We start from the raw sequence: 11,034 nt of genomic DNA, 5'->3' as shown, positions 1-11,034 counted from the left end.
GCCTGACGGATCACCCGCTGCTGGGACGGACCGTTCGGAGCCGTCAGACCATTCGACGCACCGTCCTGGTTCACCGCACTCGAACGCATCACCGCGAGAATCTGGTGGCCGTTGCGCACGGCGTCGGACTGACGCTCCATCACCAGCACGCCGACACCCTCGGACCAACCCGTCCCGTCGGCCGCATCCGCGAACGACCGGCACCGGCCATCCAAGGACAGACCACCCTGCGCGGTGAAGCCCACGAAGGCATCCGCAGTGGCCATCACGGTGACGCCACCGGCCAACGCCAGCGTGCACTCCCCCGCCCGCAGCGCCTGCGCGGCCAGGTGCATGGCCACCAGCGACGACGAACACGCCGTGTCCACACTGACCGCGGGACCCTCCAGGCCCAGCGTGTACGCAACCCGCCCCGAGATCGCACTGGCCGCTGCGCCGGTGATGAGATGGCCCTGGAGCTGCTCACCGGAGCGGGCGACGAGTTCCCCGTACCCGGATCCGAAGGCCCCGGCGAAGACGCCCGTCGGGGTGCCCGCCAGCGTTCCGGGATCGATTCCCGCTTGTTCCAGCGCTTCCCACGACACTTCCAGCAGCAACCGCTGCTGGGGATCGGTGGCCAGCGCCTCGCGCGGCGAGATACGGAAGAACGCCGCGTCGAACTCGCCGGCGCCGGCGAGGAAGCCGCCCTCGGCGGTGGCCGACGCCGAGGACCCGTCGGCGCCGAGGAGCGCGTCGAGGTCCCAGCCGCGGTCGGCCGGAAAGGGAGTGACGCCGTCGATGCCGCCGGCGACGAGCTGCCACAGGTCGTCGGGGCCGGCCACGCCGCCGGGGAAGCGGCAGGCCATGCCGACTATGACGATCGGGTCGCCGGTGACCGACACCGGCGCCGGCACCGTGGTCGTCTCCGTGGTATCCGGCTCGCCGAAGCCGGCCGCCAGGTGCGCGGCCAGGCGGGCGACGGTCGGATAGTCGAACACCGCGCCGGCGGCGAGGCTGACGCCGGTCCGGGCGCGCAGCAGGTTCCGCAGCTCGACGGAGGTCAGCGAGTCGAAGCCGAGGTCGCTGAACGGCTGGTCGGCGTTGATCTGCGTGCCGGAGGCGTGCCCGAGCACGGCCGCGGCGGCATCGCGGACGAGGTCGGTGAGGATCTGACGGCGCTCGGCGGCGGGGAGTGCGGCGAGACGCTCGCCCAGCCCGTCGCGGCCCGCGCGGGTGTTGTCGGCGGTGCGGCGCGCGACGCCACCGGTCAGCGCGCGCCACAGCGGGGCGTCGTGCTGAGCCCGCAGCGCCTGGACCTTCAGCCGGGTCAGGCCGAGGACCGGGTGGCCGGTGCCGAGCGCGCGGTCGAACAGGTCGAGGCCCTGTTCGACGGGCATGGGAGGCATGGCCGACCGGGCCATCCGCGCGATGCCGACCTCCGACAGGGTGCCGACCAGGCCGATCTCGGTCGTCCAGGCGCCCCACGCCATCGACAGGCCCGGCAGTCCCGCGCGGCGGCGGTGCTGCATGAGCGCGTCCAGGAACACGTTTCCGGCGGCGTAGTTGCCCTGCCCGCTGCCGCCCATGAAGCCGGCCATGGACGAGAACACCACGAACATCGCGAGATCCAGGTCGCGCGTCAGCTCGTGCAGGTGCCAGGCCGCGTCGACCTTGGGGGCGAGTACGCGGTCCAGCTGCTCGCGGGTGATCGAGCCGAGCAGGCCGTCCTCGATGATGCCTGCGGTGTGCACGACGCCGGTCAGCGGGTGGTCCGGGGAGACGGCCGCCAGGGCCTCGGCCAGCGCCGCCCGGTCGGTCACGTCGCAGGCCAGCACCTCGGCCGTGGCTCCGCTGCGGGTCAGGTCCGCGATCAGTTCCGCTGCCCCCGGCGCGTCCGGCCCTCGGCGGCTCAGCAGCAACAGGTGACGCGTGCCGTGCTCGGTGACCAGGTGCCGCGCCACCGCGCCGGCCAGGCCTCCGGTGCCGCCGGTGATCAGAACCGTCCCGTCGGGGGCGGGGGCGTGCGGGATCGTCAGCACGAGCTTGCCGACGTGCCGGGCCTGGCTCATGTGCCGGAAGGCGTCCTGCCCCCGGCGCACATCGAAGGCCGTGACCGGCAACGGCTTCAGCGCGCCGGCCGCAAAGAGCCGGGCCACCTCCTGAAGCATTTCCTGGATGCGGTCGATACCGGCGTCCATCAGGTCGAACGCCTGGTAGCTCAGCCCGGGGCGCTGCTCGCGCAGTTCATCGGCGGACCGGATGTCGGTCTTGCCCATCTCGAGAAAGCGCCCGCCCGGGGCCAGCACGTCGAGGGAGGCATCCACGAACTCGCCGGCCAGCGAGTTGAGCACCACGTCCAGGACCTGGAAACGCTCACGGAAAGCGAGATCCCGGGAGGATGCGACCCGGTCCGTCGTAAGGCCTTGCGCGTGCAGTACGGGCCACTTGGCCGGGTGCGCGGTCGCGAACACCTCCGCGCCGAGGTGCCGAGCGAGCTGGATCGCCGCCGCCCCCACCCCACCAGCCCCGGCGTGCACCAGCACGGACTCTCCGGACCGCAGGCCCGCGAGGTCGACCAGGCCGTAGTACGCCGTCAGGAACGCAACCGGCACCGAAGCAGCCGTGACGAACGACCAACCGGACGGGATCGTCGTCAGCAGCCGGTGGTCGGTCACCGCCTCCGGCCCGAAACCACCGGGCACGATGCCCATGACGCGGTCGCCCGGCACGAGGCTCGTCACGCCCGGCCCGGTCTCGACGATCACACCGGAGATCTCCCCGCCCAGAGGCCCGGCGGCACGCGGATCGTCGACCATGCCGAGGACGTTGAGCACGTCCCGGAAGTTGAGGCCCGCCGCCCGGACGCGTACCCGGACCTGACCCTGTTCCAGCGGGCCGGCCAGCTCGGGAACCGGTTGCAGGGCCAGATTCTCCAGCGTGCCCTTCTCGGTGGAGTCGAGCCGCCAGAGCTCGGGCGACGACGCCGGCGCGGTGAGCTCGTCCGCGCCTGTGACCCGGGTGAGGCGGGCGGCGAGCAGCTTGCCGTTGCGCAGCACCAGCTGCGGTTCGTCCGCGGTGAGCACCCGGCCCAGCGCGGCGGCATCGACCTCGGTGTCGCTGTCGAGCAGGACGATCCGGCCAGGGTGCTCACTCTGCGCCGAGCGGACCAGACCCCACACCGCCGCGGCGGCGATGTCCGTGACGGATTCGCCGGAGTCGGCCGCGATCGCGCCCCGGGTCGTCACGACCACCGGGCGCTCGTCCGTACCGAGGTGCTGTTGCAGTTGTCCCAGAACCCGCGCTGTCAGGTCGTGGGTGGACCGCACGACTTCGTTCGGGTCGCCCTCGCCGGCCAGCAGCACGGCGTCGGCGGCGTCGGCGGTCGCTTCGGCCGGCGTGGTCTCGACCCAGTCGATCCGCAGCATGGTGCCGTCGCCGGGCCCGGCCGTGACGGCTCCGGCTTGCACCGGACGGATGGTCAGCGATCCGATCGACAGCACCGGCGATCCCGTGCTGTCCGCGACCGCGATCGCCATCTGGTCCGGCCCGGTCCTTGTCAGAGCCACCCTCAGCCGGGAGGCGCCCGCGGCCCGCAGGACGATGTCGGTGAAGCTGAACGGCAGGCCGCCGTCGCGCGCAGCGGCCGGCTCGGCGAAGACCGCGGGGTGCAGCGCGGCGTCCAGCAGCGCCGGGTGGATCCCGAACGATGTCGCGAGACCGCGCCCGGCTTCGGGCAGCTCGACCTCGGCGAGGATCCGGTCCCCGGCACGCCAGGCCCGGCCCAGCCCCCGGAACACCGGCCCGTACGCGAGGAAGCCGCCCGCGTCGAGCTGCTCGTAGAACTCCCCGGTGTCGATCTCTGTCGCACCGGGCACGGGCCAGTCGCGGCTCACCGGGTCGAACTCCGCCCCGGCACCGGCGGCACCGGCGCTCACCGTGCCCGTGACGTGGCGGGTCCACTCCTCCTGCCCGTCGGGCCGGGCGTACACGGCGACAGCGCGGCGGGACGTGTCCGGCTCCGCCTCGCCCACGACGACCTGGACCTGGACACCGCCCTGGGCGGGCAGCACCAGCGGCGCCTCCAGGACGAGTTCGTCCACCCGGTCGCATCGCACGCTGTCGCCCGCCAGGACGGCCAGTTCCACGAAACCGGTTCCCGGCAGGAGCACGGTGCCGTGTACAGCGTGGTCGGCGAGCCAGGGGTGGGTGCGCAGCGAAAGACGGCTGGTGAACACCACCCCGTCGGTGTGCGGCAGCGGCACCACGGCGCCCAGCAACGGGTGCTCGGCCGGGCTCAGCCCGGCGGCGGCGACGTCGGCGGGGCTCGTGGCCGGGCCCGGCCAGTAGCGCTGGTGCTGGAACGCGTAGGTGGGCAGGCCTACCCGGACGGCACTGCGCCCGGCGAAGACCGCATCCCACCGCACCGGGGCACCGTAGGCCCATGCCTGGGCGAGCGCGAGGACCAGCCGGAGCAGGCCGCCCTCGCCGCGTCGCAGCGTTCCGACGACCGGCGCGACGTCCTGCACCGCCGGCGCCAGCACGGGATGCGGGCTCACCTCGATCACCACGGCGGGCTCGGCCGCCGTCAGAGCCTGCTCGAACAGCACGGTGTTGCGCAGGTTCCGGTACCAGTACCCGGCGTCCCACTCCGCGGTGTCCATCAGCGCTCCGGTCACCGATGAGAACACCGGCACCGACGACGACCGTGGGGTGACCGGAGCCAGATCCGCCAGCAAGCGGTCCTTGATGCGCTCGACCAGATGCGAGTGGGAGGCGTAGTCCACCGCGATCCGGCGCGCCTGGATCCCCTGCTCCTCGCAGAATTCCTGCAGCGAGTCCAGGGCGTCGGCCTCGCCCGAGACGACCACGGATGCCGGGCCGTTGATCGCGGCCAGCGACACCCCGGGCCGCTGCGCGATCAGCTCCCGCGTGCGGGCGGCGGGGACAGACAACGCCATCATGCCGCCACCGGTCAGATGTTCCGCGATCGCCCTGCTGCGCAACGCCACCACCCGGGCGCCATCGGACAACGACAACGCACCGGCGACACACGCGGCCGCGATCTCGCCCTGCGAATGGCCGATCACCGCGGCCGGTGCGACCCCGGCCGAGTGCCAGACCGCGGCCAGCGACACCATCACCGCCCACAGCGCGGGCTGCACGACATCCACCCGCTGCAACGCCGACTCGTCACCGAGCACATCGGCCAGCGACCAGTCCACGAACGGTTCCAGTGCCTCCGCGCACTCACGCATCGACGAGGCGAAGACAGGCGAGGACTCGACCAGCTCCTGAGCCATACCCACCCACTGCGCACCCTGACCCGGGAACACGAAGACAGCGTCGCGCTTACCGCGCGTACTCCCCTGCAGCACCTCAGCCGCCGGCCGGCCGGCGGCGAGGGCACGCAGCCCGGCCGTCAGCTCGTCCGGTCCGGCGCCGGCCACGACGGCCCGGTGGTCGAAGGCCGAGCGGAACCCGGCCAGCGACCAGCCGACATCGACCGGCCGCAGGGCCGGAACCGATTCCAGATGTTCCAGGAGGCGGGCCGCCTGCGCCTGCACCGCCTCGTCGGTCTTGCCGGACAGCACCCACGGCACCACACCGTCCGCGCCGAAGTCGCCCAGGGCGATCGGAGCCTCGGCGCCGTCCGCGGCGGGCTCGTCGCCTTCGGGGGCCGGCTCGGCGTCGATGTCGGCGGTCGCCGCCTCAAGAATGACGTGCGCGTTGGTGCCGCTGACCCCGAACGAGGAGACGCCGGCCCGGCGCGGCCGGCCGGTCTCCGGCCACGGGATCGACTCGGTCAGCAGCCGGACGTCACCCTGCTCCCACTCGACGTGCGTGGTCGGGCGGTCAACGTGCAGCGTCCGGGGCAGGATCCCATGACGCAGCGCCTGCACCATCTTGATGACCCCGCCGACCCCGGCCGCGGCTTGCGTGTGGCCGATGTTCGACTTCAGGGATCCCAGCCACAGCGGCCGGTCGTCGGGCCGGTCCTGACCGTACGTGGACAACAGCGCCTGCGCCTCGATCGGATCACCCAGCCTGGTACCCGTACCGTGCGCCTCCACCACATCCACATCCGCGGGCGACAGACCCGCAGCAGCCAGCGCCTGACGGATCACCCGCTGCTGCGAGGGACCGTTCGGAGCCGTCAGGCCGTTGGAGGCACCGTCCTGGTTCACCGCACTCGACCGCATGACCGCGAGCACCTCGTGGCCGTTGCGGCGAGCGTCGGACAGCCGTTCCAGGACCAGCATGCCGACGCCCTCGGACCAGCCGGCCCCGTCCGCGGCCTCGGCGAACGACTTGCACCGCCCGTCAGCGGCCGTCCCGCCCTGTACCGTGAACGCGATGAAGGTCTCCGGCGTCGCCATGACGGTGACGCCGCCGGCCAGCGCCAGCGTGCACTCCCCCGCCCGCAGCGCCTGCGCAGCCAGATGCATCGCCACCAACGACGACGAGCACGCCGTGTCCACGCTCACCGCGGGACCCTCCAGCCCCAGCGTGTACGCCACCCGGCCGGAGGTGACGCTGCCCGCCCCTCCGGTGAAAGCGTGGCCGCGAAGCTGCTCGTCGGATTCGGTGACCAGCCCGGTGTAGCCCATCTGGTAGGCACCGGCGAACACCCCGGTCCGGCTGCCTTTGAGCGCGGCGGGATCGATCCCCGCGTGTTCCAGGGCCTCCCACGTGGTCTCCAGCAGCAGCCGCTGCTGCGGGTCCGTGGCCAAGGCCTCGCGGGGCGACATCCGGAAGAAGGCCGCGTCGAAGTGCCCCGCGTCCGCCAGGAAGCCGCCCTCGCTGGTCACCGACGCGGGCGGGGATCCGGCGGTGCCCAGCAGATCGTCGAGGTCCCAGCCCCGGTCGGCCGGGAACGGGCCGACGCCGTCGCCACCGGACTCGACCAGCCGCCACAGGTCGTCCGGGCCCGCCACGCCGCCGGGATAGCGGCAGGCCATGCCCACGATGGCGATCGGCTCGCCCGCCGCGTCGGCGAGGGCCTTGTTCTCCTGGCGCAGGCGGGTGTTGGCCAGCAACGAAGCGCGGAGGGCCTCCGTCAGCTTGTCAACGGACACAGCCATCATCAGCTCCCGGGTTGGTCGTTCACTGATCGCGAAGCGCGATGTTGATGAGGTCGTCGACGTCGGCGTCGAGCAGAAGGGCCTCGTCGGGACCGTCGTCGGCCGGCCGGGCCCGACGGGCGGCGGCATCGTCCGGCCCGTCCTCGTCGCCGGACGGCTCGGCGGGGGCGAAGAGGGAGTCGACGTAGCCGGCCAGCTGGGTGACGGTCGGATAGTCGAACACCACGCCGGACGACAGCGTCCGGCCCGTCCGGGCCCTGAGCAGGTTGCGCAGCTCGACCGAGGTCAGCGAGTCGAAGCCGAGCTCGCTGAAGGACCGGTCGGTGTCGATCCGGCCCGCGGAGGCGTGCCCCAGCACGGTCGCGGCCGAGCCCCGTACCAGGTCGGTGAGGATCTTCTCGCGGTCGGCCCGGGACAAGCCGGCGAGCCGATGTCCGAGGTCCTCGTGCCCGTTGCGGGTGTTGACGGCCGCGGCGCGGCGGGGCGCACCACCGGCGAGGGTGCGCCACAGCGGTGCGACGTCCGGCTGCGCTCGCAGGGCCTGCGGATTGAGCCGGGCCGGGCCGAGGACCGCATGACCGGTACGCAGCGCGCGGTCGAACAGCTCCATGCCCTGCTCGACGCCGAGCGGCGGCATGGCCGAGCGGATGATGCGTTCCAGGTCGACGCGAGACAGCTCGCCGACCCGGCCGACCTCCGTCGTCCACGCACCCCACGCCAGCGACAGGCCGGGCAGGCCGTCCCGGCGGCGCCGGCGCATCAGCGCGTCCAGGAACACGTTGGCGGCGGCGTAGTTGCCCTGCCCCGCGCTGCCCAGGTGCCCGGCGAGCGACGAGTAGACGAGGAACATCGACAGGTCGAGGTCGCGGGTCAGCTCGTGCAGGTGCCAGACCGCGTCCACCTTGGGAGCGAGCGCCCGGTCGAGCTGTTCTCGCGTGAGCGAGCCGATGACGCCGTCTGCCAGGATCGCGGCGGTGTGCACGACGCCGGTCACCGGGTGGTCCGACGGCACGGACGCGAGGACTCCGGCCAGAGCCTGTCGATCGCTCAGGTCACAGGCGGCGACCAGGGCCGTGGCCCCCTCGCCGGCGAGCTCGGCCACCAGCTCCGGCACGCCGGGGGCCTCCGCGCCACGGCGGCTGACCAGCAACAGGTGCCGGACGCCGTACTCGCGCACCAGATGGCGCGCGGCCAGCCCGCCCAGACCGCCGGAGCCGGTGATCACAACCGTGCCGTCGTTGTCGAGGCCGGGTCGCGTCGGGGCCGGGACGGTCAGCACGAGCTTGCCGATGTGCTTGGCCTGGCTCATGTGCCGGAACGCGGCCGGCGCCTGACGCATGTCCCAGTCGGCCACCGGAAGCGGTCGCAGCTCGCCCGCTTCGAAAAGCCCGACCAGCTCCCGCAGCATGGCCTGGACTCGGACGGCCCCGGCCTCCATGAGCTCGAAGGCCTGATAGCTCACCCTGGGGTAGCGGTCCCGCAGCTGCTCGGCCGAGCGGACGTCGGTCTTGCCCATCTCCACGAACCGCCCGCCGGGGGCCAGCGTATCCAGCGAGGCGTCCACGAACTCGCCGGCCAGGGCGTTGAGTACGACATCGACGCCGCGGCCGCCGGTGCCCTCGGTGAAGCGCCGGTGGAACTCCAGGTCGCGGGACGAGGCCACGTGGTCCTCCGCGACGCCCCACTCGTGCAGCACCGGCCACTTGGCCGGGCTCGCGGTCGAGAAGATCTCGGCGCCGAGGTGTCGCGCGATCTGAACGGCGGCGAGCCCCACACCGCCGGTGCCGGCGTGCACCAGCACCGACTCGCCGGCCTGCAGGCCGGCGAGGTCGACGAGGCCGTACCAGGCGGTGAGGAACACGATCGGGACCGAAGCGGCGGTGCTGAACTGCCAGCCCGCCGGCATGGCCACGAGCAGCCGGTGGTCGGTCACCACGAGCGGGCCGAACGCGCCGAAGGCCAGGCCCATGACCCGATCGCCGACCGCAAGGCCGGTCACGCCGGAGCCGACCTCGACGATCACGCCTGCCGCCTCGCTGCCGAGCGGGCCGGGCTCGCCCGGGTACATGCCCAGGGCGTTGAGCACGTCCCGGAAGTTCAGGCCGGCCGCGCGTACCTCCAGGCGCACCTCGTGCGGGGCCAGCGGCCGGGTCGCCTCGGGACTGGGCAACAGGGCCAGGCCGTCCAGCGTCCCGCTCTCGGTCAGGCCGAGCCGCCACGGCGTGTCCGAGCCGGGGACGGCCAATTCGTCGGCGGGTCCGACCCGGGCCAGGCGGGCGGCCAGGAACTGCCCGCCGCGCAGAGCCAGCTGAGGCTCGTCCGTGGCCAGGGCCCGGCCCAGCGCGGCCGCGTCGAGGGCGGCGTCGGTGTCGAGCAGGACGATCCGGCCCGGGTTCTCACTCTGCGCCGAGCGCACCAGACCCCACACCGCCGCGGCGGGCAGGTCGCCCACGGACTCGCCGGGGTGCGCCGCGACCGCCCCGCGCGTCCACACGACCAAAGGAGCGACGGGTTCCTTACGCAGCCAGTGTTGCAGTTGTTCCAGAACCCAGCCGGTCAGTTCGTGCGTGGCGTCGACGACGGGACCGGTCCCGGCCGCCACGGCGAGTACGACCGGCGACGAGTCAACTGTGTCGACCGTCTCCACAGTGGTGTGACCGGTGCCGTTCCGGTCGACGAGCAGCCAGTCCCCCACGGGAGCGTCCGTGGCGGTGGTGTCGGTCCAGGACATCGTCACGAGGACGCCGTCGCCGGCGCCAGCGCCGGGACCGGCTGCGGCCGCCGGGCGTACGACGAGGGAGCCGACCGACAGCACCGGCAGCCCTGTGCCGTCGGCGACCGCGATCGCCACCTCGTCGGGGCCCGTGCGCGTCAACGCCACCCGCAGCCGCGAGGCTCCTGTGGCCCGCAGGATCACGTCGGTGAAGCTGAAGGGCAGGCCGCCCGTACGGGCCGCGTCGAGCTCGGCGAACACCGTGGCGTGCAGCGCCGCGTCCAGCAGTGCCGGGTGGAGCCCGTACGACTCGGGTCCGGCCGCGGCGGGCACCTCGACCTCGGCGAGGATCCGGTCGCCGTGCCGCCAGGCCCGGGTCAGGCCCTGGAAGACCGGGCCGTAGACGAGGAAGCCGGCCGCGGTGAGCTGCTCGTAGAACCCGGCCGTGTCCAGCTCCGTGGCCCCGGGGGCCGGCCAGTTCCGGCGTACGGCGTCGAACTCGTACCCCGGCTCGGGGGCGCCGGCGCTCAGCAGGCCGGTGGCGTGCCGAGTCCACTCCTCCTGGCCCTCCGGCCGAGCGTACACCGTCACGGCCCGCTGCGTCTCGCCCGCGTCCACCACGACCTGCACCTGGACGCCGCCCTGGGCGGGCAGCACCAGCGGGGCCTCCAGCACGAGCTCGTCCAGCTTGGCGCAGCCGACGCTGTCGCCGGCGCGGACGGCCAGCTCGACGTAGCCCGTGCCGGGGAAGATCACGGTTCCCCGGACGGCGTGGTCGGCGAGCCACGGGTGGGTGCGGAGCGACAGGCGGCTGGTGAACAGCACCCCGTCGCTGTGCGGCAACGGCACCATGGCCCCGAGCAGCGGGTGCTCCGCCGAGCTCATGCCCGCGGCGGCGAAGTCGGCGGGGCCGCCGGCCGGCTCGGGCCAGAAGCGGCCGCGCTGGAACGCGTACGTGGGCAGGGGAACCCGCCTCGCACCATGGCCGGCGAACAGGGTCGACCAGTCCACGCCGACTCCGTGTGCGTGTGCCTGCGCGACCGATGTCACCAGCCGCTGCGGGCCGCCCTCGCCGCGCCGAAGCGTTCCGACCGCCGGGGCGATGTCCTGTACCGCGGGCAGCAGAACGGGGTGCGGGCTGATCTCGATGACCACGCCGGGCCCGGCGGTTGTCAGTGCCTGTTCGAACAGCACCGTGTTCCGCAGGTTCCGGAACCAGTACCCGGCGTCCCAGCCCGCGGTGTCCATCAGCTCACCGGT

The 11,034-nt window shown here is 73.3% G+C and carries 2 protein-coding genes; both read right to left on the bottom strand.

Annotated features, from left to right (window positions below; genetic code table 11):
- Nucleotides 1-7,061 (bottom strand): SDR family NAD(P)-dependent oxidoreductase (locus ACIRR9_RS55235; RefSeq protein WP_403769452.1); only part of this gene is annotated, 7,061 nt, incomplete at its 3' end.
- A 22-nt stretch (nucleotides 7,062-7,083) separates the two neighbouring features.
- The coding region (locus ACIRR9_RS55230) for an SDR family NAD(P)-dependent oxidoreductase (RefSeq protein ID WP_403769449.1) at nucleotides 7,084-11,034 on the bottom strand (3,951 nt) is incomplete at its 5' end.

The organism is Streptomyces sp. NPDC101234 (assembly GCF_044767525.1).
Taxonomy (GTDB): Bacteria; Actinomycetota; Actinomycetes; order Streptomycetales; family Streptomycetaceae; genus Streptomyces; species Streptomyces sasae.
Note: the sequence above shows the minus strand (reverse complement) of the source record. Positions and strands in the feature narration are given on the sequence as shown.